The organism is Corynebacterium sp. Z-1 (genome assembly GCF_031844665.1).
GTDB lineage: Bacteria > Actinomycetota > Actinomycetes > Mycobacteriales > Mycobacteriaceae > Corynebacterium > Corynebacterium sanguinis.
This window is the reverse complement of the sequence record NZ_CP134621.1, coordinates 1,979,022-1,993,506: the sequence shown is the minus strand read 5'-3', so window position 1 is coordinate 1,993,506 and position 14,485 is coordinate 1,979,022. Positions and strand designations below refer to the sequence as shown.

The window sequence follows — 14,485 nt, the reverse complement described above, 5'->3', positions numbered from 1 at the left end:
GCGCTAGGCTGTAACGAGCCAATCGCCGTATCTCACCTTTAAAGGAGCGTGCACCTCAGTGTTTGAGTCGCTGTCCGACCGCCTACAAACTGCCCTCGGCGGCCTGCGCGGTAAGGGCAAGCTGACCGAGGCAGACATCAACAACACCGCCCGTGAGATCCGCCTCGCGCTGCTCGAGGCCGATGTTTCCCTCACCGTGGTGCGCGCTTTTATTAAACGAGTCAAGGAGCGCTCCCTCGGCGCCGATGTCTCCGAGGCGCTCAACCCGGCGCAGCAAGTCATCAAAATCGTCGACGAGGAGCTCACCAACATCCTCGGCGGCGAAACCCGCCGGCTCAACCTGGCGAAGACCCCGCCGACCGTGATCATGCTCGCCGGGCTGCAGGGCGCCGGTAAGACTACGCTCGCCGGCAAGCTGGCGAACCACCTGACCAAGCAGGGCCACACCCCGATGCTGGTGGCCTGCGACCTGCAGCGCCCCGGGGCGGTGCAGCAGCTGCAAATCGTCGGCGAGCGCGCTGGCGTCCCGACGTTCGCGCCGGACCCCGGCACGTCGCTGGATTCGCTAGATCACGAGATGGGCACCTCCCACGGTGACCCCGTCGCCGTGGCCACGGCGGGTATCGAGCACGCCGTTCGCGCCAAGAACGACGTGGTCATCATCGATACCGCCGGTCGCCTCGGCATCGACGAAACCCTGATGACGCAGGCGCGCAACATCCGCGACGCCGTCAACCCCGATGAAGTCCTCTTCGTCATCGACGCGATGATCGGCCAGGACGCCGTCGCCACCGCGCAGGCGTTCGCCGACGGCGTCGACTTCACCGGTGTGGTGCTGACCAAGCTTGACGGCGACGCCCGCGGCGGCGCAGCGCTGTCGATCCGCGAGGTCACGGGCAAACCGATCTTGTTCGCCTCCACGGGTGAGAAGCTCGACGACTTCGACATCTTCCACCCCGACCGCATGTCCAGCCGCATCCTCGGCATGGGCGATGTGCTCTCGCTCATCGAGCAGGCCGAGACCATGTTCGACCAGCAGGAGGCCGAAAAGGCCGCCGCGCGCCTCGGCTCCGGCGAGCTCACTTTGGAGGACTTCCTCGACCAGCTGCTCATGGTCCGCCGCATGGGGCCGATCGGCAACCTGCTGAAGATGATGCCCGGTGGCAAGCAGATGAACGAGATGGCCGACATGGTCGACGAGAAGCAGCTCGACCGCATCCAGGCCATCATCCGCGGCATGACTCCCGCCGAGCGCGAGGACCCGAAGATCCTCAACGCCTCGCGCCGCAAGCGCATCGCCAACGGTTCCGGCGTGTCCGTCTCCGACGTCAACCAGCTCGTGGAGCGCTTCTTCGAGGCGAAGAAGATGATGGGGCAGATGGCCAGCCAGTTCGGCCTGCCCGGCATGCCTGGAATGGGCGGGGGGCGCAGCGCCACGAAGAAGAAGCCGAAGGGACGCAAGGGCAAGAACGGCAAGCGCAAGCCGGTGAAGAACCGTGGCGGCGCGAAGCCGGGAATGCCCGGTGGCATGCCGAGCATGGCGGACCTGCAAAAAATGCAGGAGCAGCTGGGCGGGGGTATGCCCGGTATGCCCGGAGCAGGGAAGATGCCGCCGGGCATGGAGGGCCTCGACCTGAATAACCTCGACTTCTCCCAGGCGATGAAGAATCTGGGGAAGAAAGGGAAGTAGGTCTACGCGCGCTCCGGAAGTCAGCGCGTCAACTCCCGGCCGTCTCCTCCAAGAGGGGGCCGAGGTGGTGCCAGATAAGCGGTGCCAGAGTGAGAGAGTAAGCGTTGGAGATGTGGTTCTGGTCCCGGTAGACGGTGACGTTTCCGATCACGGGCGGGCACAGTCCGTCGGGACAGTACCAGCCGGAGGTGTCCACCATGTGGCGCATGGCGTCCGCATCGGAGTAGTCGGCGGCCGGGTCTTCGGGCGAGTACATCGTCGTGGCGGGCATGCTGCATTCGGCGACCGAGCCGCCGTTGACTACACAGCCGTTGGGGTTCAAGGGGGTCCCGTCGGCATCGAAAATCCACGGGTTGTCTCTGAGCCCGAGAAACGGGATCTCGGCCTCGGCGAAGGCATCCCACACCTCCACGTACTCCGGGGGAACGGAATCCGTGGATGGGCTCGCTTCTCCGGCTGAGCCGGCCGGGCGTGTCGAGGTAGAGACCACCACGGCCGGGTCGAGGGATGCGAGCTCGTTGAATGTGTTGAGCGACCACTTCGCGCACCGGTGGCTGACCAGGTCTCCGGGGGTAAACACCATCGGGCACGTCTGGCGGATGAAAGTGATGACCTTAAACCCGTGTTTCTTGCCCAGCTCGTCGAGTGCCACACCGTATGTTTCGGCGTGGGAGCCGCCGACCAAAGCCACGGTTGTTTCGGCCTCGGGGTCTCCGTAGACGCAATCTGCTTCCGGCGCGGCATCCCCCGGCTCATCCTGGAAAATCACGCAGCCGTCGCGGAAGATGTGGGTGGTGATGCTGGAGGCCAGCATGGGTGCCGGCTGAGCAGGCACATCCGGAACTGGGGCGCCGCGCAGAGCCATTGCCCCCGGATGCTGCTCCGCACTGAAGGGGGAATCGGCGATGGTGACGTTTCGCTCCCACATCGGTGACAGCGACAGGATCGCTGCCGTGCTGGTGGCGATGAGGACACCGCCCGCCGCCCGCGCGGCACCCGCGGGCCGCTGCAGAGAACCCAGCGCTGCCGTGACGGGTGCGTCTTGTTTCGTCGGGCGCTTGCCGTGCATGCGCAAGGGCTCCTCGACCGCCGTGTGCGTTGCCTGGGCAAGGACAATGGAAAGCGCGATAACTCCCAGGCCGACGGACAGGGGTGGAATGGTATGCGAGCCTATGGTGACGGCGATGATCAACAGTGGCCAGTGCCATAGATAGAGGGGATAGGCGACGGAACCGAGCCAGGTAATCGGCCGCGACGAAAGAATCGATGACACGGGATTGGCCGGGTTGCTCAGCACAATCAGTGCAGCCCCGCCAATCGGCATCAGGGTGAGCGGTCCGGGATATGCCAGGGTTGTGGGAATGACAACACCGGTCAACGCTATCAGTGTGAGACCGCTGCCGGCGGTGAGGGCGCTGAACCGCCTCGGAATCTGCACCTGTGCGGCCAGGGCGAGCAATCCTCCCAGCGTCAGCTCCCAGGCGCGGGAAAAGAAGGAGTAATAGTTCGATTCCGTGCCGAAAAGGCCGAAGCGCGATGCCCAGCTGAACGATGCCACGGTCACCACCACGAGCAACGCGATGGTCCCGCGTCGCACCCAGGTTCGGGATATGCCCGTCCGAGTGACAAGCACTGCGATGACCGTTCCGAGCAGGATGGCGGCGAGATAGAACTGCCCCTGAACGCTGATGGACCACAAGTGCTGCAGCGGCGATGCTTCCGGGCTCACAGCGGCGTAATCAGAGCCCTGGGCGGCGAGCTCGCGGTTCTGGGCGAAGAAGATGGCGGCGGTGAACTGCCGCAGGAGTTCTCCGCTCACCAGTCCCGGAACGAGCGCGAACACGAGGATGACGGTAGCCGCCAGTACCACCACCAGCGAGGGTATGAGACGGCGGGCGGTGCGCCACATGGGCCACCACGGATTTACGCGGGGGTTCTCGCGTAGCGCGTAGCGCACCTGTGACCCGACGAAGAAGAACCCCGAGAGGAAAAGGAACACTTCCACACCGCCGGATACGCGCCCCACGAAAATGTGGAACACCACGACGAGGGCGATGGCGATGCCGCGCAAACCTTCGAGGTCGTTGCGGAATTGGGGGGTGCTACTGGCTGCCCTCCCACTGTCCATCGCCGTCCTCCTTCCCGCCTAGGTAAGCAACGGGTAGTCTACTCCGGCCCGTTTGGACTCTGAAACCGACCGGTTGTAAGGTAATGCAGGTTGCGCAGCGCTCTGCGTGCGCACACCCTGCGTTAGCGCTGGACCCGAGTACGCTCGACCGGCCCGTCACACGCAAGTAAATCCAAAGGGTTGAACCGGCCCGCAGACAAGCTGCGGGTGTCTGAACTGCCCAGTGACCACGAAGGACTTTTCATGGCTGTCAAGATTAAGCTGCAGCGTCTCGGCAAGATCCGCAACGCCCAGTACCGCGTCGTCATCGCCGACGCACGTGCCCGCCGCGACGGCAAGGTGATCGAGAACATCGGCATCTACCACCCGAAGGAGGAGCCGTCGCTGATCCGCATCAATTCCGAGCGTGCACAGTACTGGCTCGGCGTCGGCGCCCAGCCGACCGAGCCGGTTCTCGCGCTGCTCAAGGTGACCGGCGATTGGCAGAAGCACAAGGGCCTCGACGGTGCCGAGGGCACGCTGAAGGTTGCCCCGGAGAAGCCGTCTAAGCTTGAGCTGTTCAACCAGGCCCTCGAAGAGGCAAACAACGGCCCGAGCGCGGAGGCCATCACCGAGAAGCGCAAGAAGGCCAAGGAGGAGGCCGAGGCTAAGGCTGCGGCTGAAGCAGAGGCTGCCGCCAAGGCCGAGGCAGAGGCTGCCGCAGAGTCCGCAGCAGAGTCTTCCGAGGAAGCTCCGGCTGAGGAAGATGCCGCTGAGGAGAACTAGTATCCGTCACTAGGTGACTGCAACGCACACTGTGCGTTGCAGTCTTCTTTTGTTTTCGGGGTGTGGGTGGGGCGTCGATAAGCAAAAAGGCCCTGCTACACTACGCGCTCATGGAGCTGCTCATCGGCAAGGTCGTCAAGTCCCACGGCATCAAGGGAGAGGTCGCCGTCGAGGTGCTTACCGACGACCCGGACCAGCGCTTCGCCGTCGGGGAGGTGCTGACTGGCCGGCAGCCGGGCAAGGAGCGCGAGCTGACGATCAAGACGCTGCGCCCCCACCAGAACCGTCTGCTCATGAGCTTTGAAGAGGTTCCCGATCGCACACAGGCGGACTCGCTGCGCGGGATGCAGTTTTTCGCCCCGCCGCTCGAGCGCGAAGACGATTCGGAGGAGTTCTACGACCACGAGCTCATCGGGCTCAAGGTGATCCACGAGGGCCGCGAAGTCGGTGAGGTCACCGGCGTGATGGACACGCCGAACCGGAAGATCCTAGAGATCGACTACGACGGACGCGAGGTGTTAGTCCCGTTCGTGATCGACTTCGTTCCGGAGATTGATCTGGGCGAGCAGACGCTGACGATCACCCCGCCGGAGGGGCTTTTGGATGTCTAAGCTGCGCCTGGACATCATCACCATCTTCCCCGAGTACCTCGAGCCGCTGCGCCACGCTCTGCTGGGCAAGGCGATTGAGCAGGGGATCCTCACCGTCGGCATCCACAACCTGCGCGATTGGGCGACGGGCCGGCACAAGTCCGTCGACGCGCCGCCGTTGGGTGGTGGGCCCGGGATGGTGATGAAGCCCGAGGTCTGGGGGCCGGCCCTCGACGCGGTCGCCGCCGGTCGCACGGGAACCGAGATTGAATCGGCGGCCGAGCACCGCAACGACAAGGCGCGCCACGACGACGTTGCCGGCATCTCGCCTCGCCCTTACGCAGTCGAAGACGACGACCGCTCCCTGCCCCTGCTGCTCGTGCCCACTCCGGCCGGCACTCCGTTCACACAGGCGGACGCGCAGGCGTTCTCGCGCGAGGAGCATATTGTGATCGCGTGCGGCCGCTACGAGGGCATCGACCAGCGCGTGTTCGAGGACGCGCGGAAGCGCTATCGGGTGCGCGAGGTCTCCATCGGCGACTACGTGCTCATCGGCGGCGAGGTGGCCGCGCTCGTGATCGCCGAGGCCGTCACCCGGTTGATCCCGGGCGTGCTGGGAAACACGGAGAGCCACGAGGAGGACTCCTTTTCCGACGGCCTGCTCGAAGGCCCCGCGTACACCAAGCCCAGGCAGTGGCGCGGCATCGACGCCCCGGAGGTGCTGCTCTCCGGCGATCACGCCAAGGTGCGCAGGTGGCGCCGCGACCAGGCCCTGCTGCGCACCCAGCGGGTGCGCCCCGAGCTGCTGGAGCATGCCGAGCTTGACGCGGCGGATGAGTTTACGCTTCACGCCCGCGAGGTGGAGCTCGTTATCGACGCCGAGATCGCGGATGCAGAGCGCGCTGTGCGCAAGGCGCTGCGCCGATCGGGCGTCGAGGTCGACTCGGTCGAGGTGGCCGGCGCGCGCGTGATCGTGCGGGGGCGCACGGCGTTGAGCGAGGGGAACGTGAAAAAGGTCGTCGATAAGGCGCGGCGAGTGCTGTAAAAGGCGGCTGCGATACACTCACACGAATGACCACCATCGCAGCCACCATCGCGACAGAACTCGGCGCCACGCAGGCGCAGGTAGACACCGCCCTGGCCCTTTTGGCCGAGGGCAACACCGTGCCGTTCATTTCCCGCTACCGCAAGGAAGCCACCGGCGGGCTTGACGACGCCCAACTGCGCCACATCGAACAACGCCACGCCTACCTCGCCGAGCTGGAGGATCGCCGCGCCACCGTGCTCGCCGCTATCGAGGAGCAGGGCAAACTCACCGACGAGCTACGCGCCCAGGTCCTCGCCGCCGACACTAAAGCGCGCCTGGAGGACCTCTACCTGCCGTACAAGAAGCGCCGCGCCACGAAGGCGGACATCGCGCGCGAGGCGGGCCTGGACAACCTGCTGAGCATACTTATCGACGCCCCCTCGTCCGACCCGGAGGCCACGGCCGCGGGCTTTGTCACCGAGGGCTTCCCGGACGCGAAAAGCGCGCTCGACGGCGCCCGCGTGATCCTCGCGGAGCGTCTCGCGCTCGACGCCGACCTGGTGGGGGCGCTGCGCGAGCGCTTCTTCAACACCGCGACGATGCGCGCCAGCGTCATCGCGGGCAAGCAGAGCGACGGGGCGAAGTTCAAGGACTACTTCGACTTCGCCGAGCCTCTCGACACCCTGCCCAGCCACCGCATCCTCGCCCTGTTCCGCGCCGAAAATGAGGGGGTGCTCACCCTGTTGCTCGATCCGGGCGAGGAGGAGGTCTTTACCGGCATGATTGCCCGCCACGCGGACCTCGCGGTAAAAGAGTCGTCGTGGCTGGCCAAGAGCGTCGGGTGGGCGTGGCGCACCAAGCTGCAGGTTTCCGCCACGGTGGACGCGCGGATGCGCCTGAAGGAAAAGGCCGAGCTCGGCGCGCTGGAAGTGTTCTCCACAAACCTGCGCGATGTGTTGCTCGCCGCCCCAGCGGGCCAGCGCGTCACACTCGCGCTCGATCCCGGTTACCGCAACGGGGTCAAGTGCGCCGTGGTCGACGGCACCGGAAAGGTGCTCGAGACGGCCATTGTCTACCCGCACCAGCCCCAGAACCGCTGGGCGGAGGCCGTCGAGAAGCTGTCCACCATGGCGGCGGCCCACCGCGCGGAGCTCATCGCGGTGGGCAACGGCACCGCGAGCCGCGAATCGGAAAAGCTCGCCGGCGAGGTGGCGGATCTCATCGCCCGCGCCGGCGGTACGCGGCCGACGCCGGTGATGGTGTCCGAGTCGGGCGCGTCGGTCTACTCCGCCTCCGAGATCGCTGCGGCCGAGTTCCCGGACATGGACGTCTCGTTGCGCTCTGCAGTCTCCATCGCGCGGCGCTTACAGGACCCTTTGGCGGAACTGGTCAAGGTCGATCCGAAGTCGATCGGGGTGGGGCAGTACCAGCACGACGTCAACCAGGTCGAGCTTGCCCGGGCGCTCGACGCGGTGGTGGAGGACGCCGTGAATGCCGTGGGCGTGGACGTCAACACGGCCTCGGTGCCGCTGCTCGAGCGCGTCGCCGGCGTCAGCGCCACGCTGGCGCGCAACATTGTCGATTACCGCGACGAGCACGGCGCCTTTGCCACGCGCAAGGAGCTGACCCAGGTGCCCCGCCTCGGGCCGAAGGCCTTCGAGCAGGCGGCCGGGTTCATGCGCATCCAGGGCGGTGCGAACCCGCTCGACGCCTCGGCTGTGCACCCGGAGGCGTACCCGGTGGTCGAGCGCATCGCCGCCGCGACGGGCCTTGATACCGAGGCGCTGATCGGCAACACCGCGGTGCTGTCGCGGCTGCGCCCGGCGGACTTCGCCGACGACATCTTCGGTGTGCCCACGGTTACCGACATCATCGCTGAGCTGGACAAACCCGGCCGCGACCCGCGCCCGGAGTTCACCACCGCCACGTTCAAGGAAGGCGTGAACAAGGTCTCCGACCTCGCGCCCGGGATGATCCTGGAGGGCACCGTGACCAACGTCGCCGCGTTCGGGGCGTTCGTCGACATCGGCGTGCACCAAGACGGCCTCGTCCACGTCTCGGCGATGAGCCGCAAGTTCGTCTCCGACCCGCACGAGGTGGTGCGCTCCGGCCAGGTGGTCAAGGTCAAGGTGCTCGACGTCGACGTTGAGCGCCAGCGCATCGGCCTTACGCTCCGGCTTGACGACGACCCCGGCAACGCAACCCCGCCCGCGAAGGCGGGGCGGCGTTCGGGTGGGCGTCGACAAGCGAAGCCCGCGTCGGGGTCGATGGCCGAGGCCCTTAAGCAGGCGGGATTTGGTAAAGGCCGCTGAGGCTCTGTAAACTCACTCAGGTTGTTGTAGGCGACACGAACCGGTCGAGCGCTCGTAATTTGGGCGCCGCTAGGGTCCTCTGTCCGTAAACGAAAAGGATTGCTTCCATGAGCAATGGCATTATTGACCTCGTCGACGCAGGTCAGCTGCGCGAGGATATCCCGAACTTCCGCCCGGGCGACACCCTCGGCGTGCACGTCAAGGTTATCGAGGGTTCCGTGACCCGTACCCAGCTCTTCGAGGGCTTCGTTGTGCGCCGCCAGGGCGGCGGCATCCGCGAGACCTTCACGGTGCGCAAGATCTCCTTCGGCATCGGCGTTGAGCGTACCTTCCCGGTGCACTCCCCGAACATCGAGAAGATCGAGGTGCTGCGCAAGGGTGACGTGCGCCGCGCGAAGCTGTACTACATGCGCGATCTGCGCGGCAAGGCAGCCCGCATCAAGGAGCGCCGCTAGTTTTCACTGGCTCGCGCCTGACCCCGTCCACGTTTGTGGGCGGGGTTTTTGTGTGTAGGCGGTGGTCCTGTCTGCGCGTGTGTGGGGGTTTCCGCTGCTGTTGCGGGGTTCGCTGCTGATCCTGTCCGTGCGGGTGGGTTTGTGCGCGGTTTGGACTGCGCAATTTAAGTGGTTCGCCGTTTCGCGACCTGGGGTTTTGCTTACGGTTCGTGGCTAATTGCGCAGTCTAAACTGCGCAGACCGCGGCCGGCATCCAAGCGCGTGGCCAAGACTCTCTCGCGCACTATGGACTGCGTAATTTACGCGTCCCGCCAGAACGCGACCTGGGGTTTTGCCGACAGGGCGCGGCAAATTGCGCAGTCCAAACCACGCAGACCTTTGCCGGTGTCCAAGCCCGTGGCCGGGATTCCCCGCGCACTGTGGACTGCGCAATTTACGTATACCGCCATTACGCGACCTGGGATTTTTCCAACAACCCGCGCCAAATTGCGCAGTCCAAACCACGCAGACCGCTGCCGGCGCCCGATGCCGCCCACACGCAGAGGGCCGGGACACTCCGCGCACTGTGGACTGCGCAATTTACGTATACCGCTATTACGCGACCTGGGATTTTTCCAACAACCCGCGCCAAATTACGCAGTCCAAACCGCGCTGCCTCCCACCGCCGCCCAAGGTCGCGCTGCTAAGGTGTTGCGGGTGAATAACAGGAATCAGCCCGAGGCCGAAAAGCAGATGCCGTGGTACATCGAGATCCCGGTGGTCATCGCGCTGACCTTGGCGTTCATCTTCATCATCCAGACGTTCATCGGCCGCATGTACGTCATCCCCTCGGCCTCGATGGAGCCCACGCTGCACGGCTTCAACGGCACTGGCGACCGCGTGGCGGTGGAGAAAGTCAGCTACTACTTCCGCGACCCGGCACCGGGCGACGTCGTCGTGTTCGAGGGCACGGACGCGTGGAACTCCAGCTACGTTTCCACCCGCTCGGACAACCCGCTCGTGGCGGGTCTGCAGACCGTCGGTTCCTGGGTTGGTCTCGTGCCCCCGGACGAGAACAACCTGGTCAAGCGCATCATCGCCGAGGGCGGGCAGACCGTGTCGTGCCAGGCGGGCGACCCCGCCGTGATGGTCGATGGCGCCCCGATCGACCAGTCGTACATTCTGCAGCCGCCGGAGAACCCGATCAACCCGGCGACCGGCTCGCGGGAGTGCGGCGGTGATTACTTTGGCCCGGTCACCGTGCCGGAGGGGCACTACTTCATGATGGGCGACAACCGCACCAACTCGCTCGACTCCCGCGCGCACATGGTCGATGAACTCCAGGGCACGATCCCGCGCGAGAACCTGCGCGGCAAGGTCGCCGCCGTGGTGTTCCCGCTGAACCGCTTCGGCGGCGTCGCGTCGCCCGACATCCAGGGCTAAGTGCGCCGGCTGAAACAGCTGCGGACCTACGAGGTCGCGCTGGACAAGGCCGGCCTCGGCCCGGTCGCGGGTGTCGACGAGGCCGGCCGCGGCGCCTGCTTCGGCCCCGTCACCATCGCCGCCTGCGTGCTGCCGCCGCGCCCGATCGCCCAGCTCGATCGCTTGACGGACTCCAAGCAGCTAGCCCCCTCCACGCGCGCCTCGCTTTACGACGCCATCTGCGACGTCGCCGAAAGCTTCGCGGTGGTGCACATCTCCGCCGCCGAGATCGACAGGCGGGGCATACAGGTGGCGAATGTGGATGGCGCTCGTCGGGCCGTCGCAAAGCTTGATGCGCGCCCTGGCTACGTGCTTGTCGACGCCCTGCGCGTGCCCGGGCTCACCGCCCCGCAGCTGCCGATCATCGGCGGCGACTACACCGCGCGCTGTATCGCCGCGGCGAGCGTGCTGGCGAAAGTCTCGCGCGACAGGCTGGTCACCGAGATGGCGCAGCGCTACGCCGACTACGGTATCGCCGGGCACAAGGGCTACGGCACGCAAGCGCACATGGCTGCGGTGCGTCGCCACGGTGCGAGCCCGGAGCATCGTTATAGTTATGCCAACGTGAGACAAGCCCACGAGTACTTTATGAGGTCACAATGAGCGCAGAAGAACTGGACAACTACGAGGCAGAGGTCGAACTCTCCCTGTACCGCGAGTACCGCGACGTGGTCAGCCAGTTCTCCTACGTGGTGGAAACGGATCGCCGCTTCTACCTGGCCAACGCCGTCGAGCTGATCCCGCACACCGAGGGCAGCGACGTGTACTACGAGGTGCGCATGTCGGACTGCTGGGTGTGGGACATGTACCGGGCAGTGCGATTCGTGCGCTACGTGCGCGTGATCACCTTCAAGGACGTCAACATCGAAGAGCTGGACAAGCCCGATCTGACCTTCCCGGAGCGCTAGCGTTTTAACCCTTTTTGACCCCCGGCGGGAACCACGCGGGGGTTTTTCCAGTCCAATGAGTGCAACGACATTCGCTGCATCTCTTGGGGGGACAACACAACAATGGCGCAACCAAACTACGCCGAAAACTACGCGCTGGCGCTGGCGGGCGAGGAACTCGCCGCGTCCGTTTACGCCGACATGGGATACTCCATCATCGCTGCCCGGGTGCGCACCAAGGTCGGCGAGATCGACCTGATTGTGCGCGATGCGACGGGCAACGTCGTGTTCGTGGAGGTGAAAACCCGCCGCGGGCGCGGCTTCGGGGCGGCAGAGGCGGTTACCGCGAAGAAGCTGCGCACCATGCGTCGCTGCGCTGCGGAATGGCTGGAGGACAAGCCCTACTCGCCCGTGCGTTTCGACGTCGCCGAGGTCATCGCCACCGACGAGAGTATGGTCATCCGCCTTTTCGAGGACGTGGACCATGGCGCTTGCTAGCACCTGCGCGGCCACCGTCGAGGGCGTCGCGGCGCACGTGGTCAAGGTCGAAGCCAACGTCGGGCCCGGCCTGCCGGGGATGTACGTGGTGGGCCTAGGCGACGCCGCCGTCAAAGAATCGCGCGAGCGCATCCGCACCGCGGTGGCCAACTCGATCCTGCCGTGGCCGCGCACGAAGATCATGGTGTCGCTCTCGCCGGCGCACCTGCCGAAATCCGGCTCTCACTTCGACCTACCGATAGCGCTGGCCGTGCTCGCCAGCCTGGATCCGCTGCTGCGCGACAAGCTCGCCGACGTGCTCGTCCTCGGCGAGCTCGGCCTGGGCGGGACGCTGCGCCGCGTCGAGGGGATCGTGCCGATGCTCACCGCCGCACACTTTGACACCATCATCGTCCCGCGCGCCAACAGCGCCGAGGCCGCTTTGGTCAACCGCGGGCACATCCTCGTCGCTGATTCGCTCCTCGACGTCTACCACTGGGCGCTCGGGAGGAACACCCTCGACGTGGCCGCTGCCGCCGCGCCCGCGGAGCCACCGCCGCGCCCAGACTTTCGCGACGTCGCCGGCCAGGCCGATGCGAAGTTCGCGCTCGAGGTCGCGGCCGCCGGCGGGCACCACGTGTTCATGGTTGGCCCGCCCGGGTCCGGAAAATCCATGTTGGCCGAGCGCGTGGCGTCGATCCTGCCGGAGCTGACGTTGGACGAGAAGATCGAGGCCACCGCGATCCACTCGGTTTCCGGGCTGCCGTCGGGGGCGGTCGTTGAGCAGCGCCCGTTTGTCGCCCCGCATGCGTCGTTAAGCAAATCAGCTCTCATTGGCGGCGGTTCGGGGCACCCGCGCCCTGGGGCGGTGAGCCATGCGCACCACGGCGTGCTCTTCCTCGACGAGGCCAGCGAGATCCCCGCGGCCACCTTGGACGCGCTGCGCACCCCCTTGGAAAAGGGGCAGGTCAGGCTTACACGGGCGCGGCGTGAAGTCGTGTACCCGGCGAACTTCCAGCTCATCCTCGCCGCCAACCCCTGCCCGTGCGGCGCGGAGCACACCACGGACTGCCGGTGCACCACAACGCAGCGGGCGCACCACCTACGCAACGTCTCCGGGCCGCTGCGGGATCGGATCGACATTTCCCTGGCCACGACCACACGCGGGGCCGTGATTGGGCGCGGGGACGCGGAGCCTTCTGCCGCGATTGCCGAACGCGTCGGTGAGGCACGGCTGCGCTCCGCCCACCGCTGGGCGGCGGTGGGGGAGAGTTTGAATGCGCGGGTTAACGCCACTGTGATTCGCCGGGAGTACCCAGCGGAGGATTCCGCCATGGCACTGCTAGCCGCCTATCTGGCGCGCGGCGAGCTGACGCAGCGTGGCGTCGACCGGGTGCTCAAGCTCGCTTGGACGCTCGCCGACCTGGAGAACGCCGCGCGCCCCGATCTTGGCCATGTCGCGGCGGCCACGCAGCTGCGTGCGCCCAGTGCCTTCGAGGTGGTCGCGTGAGCTCGCCGGAATCGTGGGCCTACCTCAGCCGCGTCATCGAAGGGCCCTCACGACACCTGCAGGCGCTGCTGGCTGCGGGGCGCGACGCTGATGAAGTCGCCGCCGGGGTTCGAGCCCGGGCCAGCTGGCTCGGCGGCTTAGCAAGGGAGACGGAGTCGCGCCACACCTGGGACCAGCCGCAGCGCGACCTCGAGGCGGCGCATGTTGCGGGGTTTAGCCTTGTCACACCCGACACCGAGGGCTGGCCGGGAGAGGTAATCACCGAGGCGTTTGTCACCGGAGTCGCCATCAGCCAGGCGAACCTCGCCGAGGCGAAACCAGACGGCGTGGCACCCCACGCGCTGTGGGTGAAGGGGGAGACCAACCTGGACCAGTTGTTCGCGCGGTCGGTGGCGATCGTCGGCACGCGGGCATCGACAGCGTATGGGCACCACGCCACCGCGGATTTGGTCACGGGCCTGGCGGGATTCGGCTACACCGTCGTTTCCGGCGGGGCGCTGGGGATTGACACGGTGGCGCACGAGTCGGCGCTGTCGGCCGGGGCTCCTACCGTCGTCGTCGCTGCGTGCGGGCCTGGGGTGACGTATCCGCGTCGTAACACTGAGCTGTTTGATCGTGTCACTTCGGTGATCACGGAGTACCCGCCTGCGGTCACCCCGGACCGACACCGCTTCCTCACCCGCAACCGGCTGGTCGCGGGCTTGAGCCAAGGCAGCGTCATCGTCGAGGCGGCGTTTCGCTCCGGGGCGCTGAATACCTTGACGTGGGCGCACTACTTCAACCGCAGGGTGATGGCGGTGCCCGGGCCGATCCTCGGGCCCGGCTCGTTGGGGACCAACTTGGCTATCCAGGAGGGGCGCGCGGACATGGTGCTCAGCGCGGAGCAGATCCACGCGCTGTTCAGCAGCATCGGCGAGATCGACCCCGACGCGCAGCTTGAGCTCGCTTTCGCGGCGGATGATGTTCAGCGCCTCAGCCGCAACGAGCTGCGGATTTACGACGCCGTGCCTCTGACCTCACGCGGAGCCGCGGCCGAGGACATCGCGTCGCGCGCCGGGCTCACCGTCGCCTTGAGCGTGCACATCCTAGTGGAGCTCGAAGCCCGCGGGCTCGTTGTCCGCGCGGGACGGCACTGGCGGCGTGGCGACGCGCCCCCGGCGCCACAGGAGTAAACTTATGCCAC

The 14,485-nt window shown here is 66.3% G+C and carries 13 protein-coding genes; 12 read left to right on the top strand and 1 reads right to left on the bottom strand.

Features of this window, described 5'->3' with window-relative positions:
- Positions 1–58: 58 nt before the first annotated feature.
- Positions 59–1,690, top strand: coding sequence for a signal recognition particle protein (ffh, locus tag RIU96_RS09710; protein WP_136651586.1), 1,632 nt, complete (start codon positions 59–61; stop codon positions 1,688–1,690).
- Positions 1,691–1,718: 28 nt separating this feature from the next.
- On the opposite strand, the gene RIU96_RS09705 is transcribed toward ffh, so the two are convergent.
- A complete protein-coding gene (locus RIU96_RS09705; protein WP_136651587.1) occupies positions 1,719–3,818 on the bottom strand; it encodes an acyltransferase family protein in 2,100 nt (699 codons plus the stop codon).
- 243 nt (positions 3,819–4,061) lie between these two features.
- Here RIU96_RS09705 and rpsP point away from each other — a divergent pair, with 243 nt between their 5' ends.
- From rpsP to RIU96_RS09650, 11 genes are all read left to right on the top strand, one after another.
- On the top strand, positions 4,062–4,583 hold the full coding sequence (rpsP, locus tag RIU96_RS09700; protein WP_006840043.1) for a 30S ribosomal protein S16: 522 nt from the start codon (positions 4,062–4,064) through the stop codon (positions 4,581–4,583).
- A gap of 110 nt (positions 4,584–4,693) precedes the next feature.
- Positions 4,694–5,194 carry a ribosome maturation factor RimM gene (gene rimM, locus RIU96_RS09695; RefSeq protein ID WP_040422525.1) on the top strand — a complete coding sequence of 167 codons (501 nt, stop codon included), beginning with the start codon at positions 4,694–4,696 and terminating at the stop codon, positions 5,192–5,194.
- Positions 5,187–6,218: a tRNA (guanosine(37)-N1)-methyltransferase TrmD gene (gene trmD, locus RIU96_RS09690; RefSeq protein ID WP_396136758.1), complete on the top strand. Its 1,032-nt coding sequence runs from the start codon at positions 5,187–5,189 to the stop codon at positions 6,216–6,218. Before rimM ends, trmD begins: the two co-directional genes overlap by 8 nt.
- Before the next feature lie 26 nt (positions 6,219–6,244).
- Entirely contained in the window at positions 6,245–8,512 is a 2,268-nt protein-coding gene (locus RIU96_RS09685; protein ID WP_144689106.1) for a Tex family protein, read from the top strand.
- Positions 8,513–8,619: 107 nt separating this feature from the next.
- Complete coding sequence (gene rplS, locus RIU96_RS09680; RefSeq protein WP_144318131.1) at positions 8,620–8,967, top strand: 50S ribosomal protein L19; 348 nt, start codon at positions 8,620–8,622, stop codon at positions 8,965–8,967.
- Between the two features lie 732 nt (positions 8,968–9,699).
- The gene (lepB, locus tag RIU96_RS09675; RefSeq protein WP_246062919.1) at positions 9,700–10,389 is read left to right on the top strand and encodes a signal peptidase I; all 690 of its coding nucleotides are present in this window, start codon (positions 9,700–9,702) and stop codon (positions 10,387–10,389) included.
- On the top strand, positions 10,390–11,031 hold the full coding sequence (locus RIU96_RS09670; RefSeq protein WP_144689104.1) for a ribonuclease HII: 642 nt from the start codon (positions 10,390–10,392) through the stop codon (positions 11,029–11,031). It abuts the gene before it with no gap.
- Positions 11,028–11,336, top strand: coding sequence for a DUF2469 domain-containing protein (locus tag RIU96_RS09665; protein WP_136651593.1), 309 nt, complete (start codon positions 11,028–11,030; stop codon positions 11,334–11,336). The genes RIU96_RS09670 and RIU96_RS09665 overlap by 4 nt, the downstream gene beginning before the upstream one ends.
- A gap of 102 nt (positions 11,337–11,438) precedes the next feature.
- Complete coding sequence (locus RIU96_RS09660) at positions 11,439–11,813, top strand: YraN family protein (RefSeq protein ID WP_259810696.1); 375 nt, start codon at positions 11,439–11,441, stop codon at positions 11,811–11,813.
- Complete coding sequence (locus RIU96_RS09655) at positions 11,800–13,302, top strand: YifB family Mg chelatase-like AAA ATPase (RefSeq protein ID WP_136651595.1); 1,503 nt, start codon at positions 11,800–11,802, stop codon at positions 13,300–13,302. Before RIU96_RS09660 ends, RIU96_RS09655 begins: the two co-directional genes overlap by 14 nt.
- Complete coding sequence (locus tag RIU96_RS09650) at positions 13,299–14,474, top strand: DNA-processing protein DprA (protein ID WP_136651596.1); 1,176 nt, start codon at positions 13,299–13,301, stop codon at positions 14,472–14,474. Before RIU96_RS09655 ends, RIU96_RS09650 begins: the two co-directional genes overlap by 4 nt.
- The last annotated feature ends 11 nt before the right edge of the window (positions 14,475–14,485 follow it).

Bases quoted from the DNA above. Each gene is read 5' to 3' on its own strand.
- RIU96_RS09705 (WP_136651587.1), bottom strand. From the start codon at position 3,818: ATGGACAGTGGGAGGGCAGCCAGTAGCACCCCCCAATTCCGCAACGAC.
- rpsP (WP_006840043.1), top strand. From the start codon at position 4,062: ATGGCTGTCAAGATTAAGCTGCAGCGTCTCGGCAAGATCCGCAACGCC.
- rimM (WP_040422525.1), top strand. From the start codon at position 4,694: ATGGAGCTGCTCATCGGCAAGGTCGTCAAGTCCCACGGCATCAAGGGA.
- trmD (WP_396136758.1), top strand. From the start codon at position 5,187: ATGTCTAAGCTGCGCCTGGACATCATCACCATCTTCCCCGAGTACCTC.
- RIU96_RS09685 (WP_144689106.1), top strand. From the start codon at position 6,245: ATGACCACCATCGCAGCCACCATCGCGACAGAACTCGGCGCCACGCAG.
- rplS (WP_144318131.1), top strand. From the start codon at position 8,620: ATGAGCAATGGCATTATTGACCTCGTCGACGCAGGTCAGCTGCGCGAG.
- lepB (WP_246062919.1), top strand. From the start codon at position 9,700: ATGCCGTGGTACATCGAGATCCCGGTGGTCATCGCGCTGACCTTGGCG.
- RIU96_RS09665 (WP_136651593.1), top strand. From the start codon at position 11,028: ATGAGCGCAGAAGAACTGGACAACTACGAGGCAGAGGTCGAACTCTCC.
- RIU96_RS09660 (WP_259810696.1), top strand. From the start codon at position 11,439: ATGGCGCAACCAAACTACGCCGAAAACTACGCGCTGGCGCTGGCGGGC.
- RIU96_RS09655 (WP_136651595.1), top strand. From the start codon at position 11,800: ATGGCGCTTGCTAGCACCTGCGCGGCCACCGTCGAGGGCGTCGCGGCG.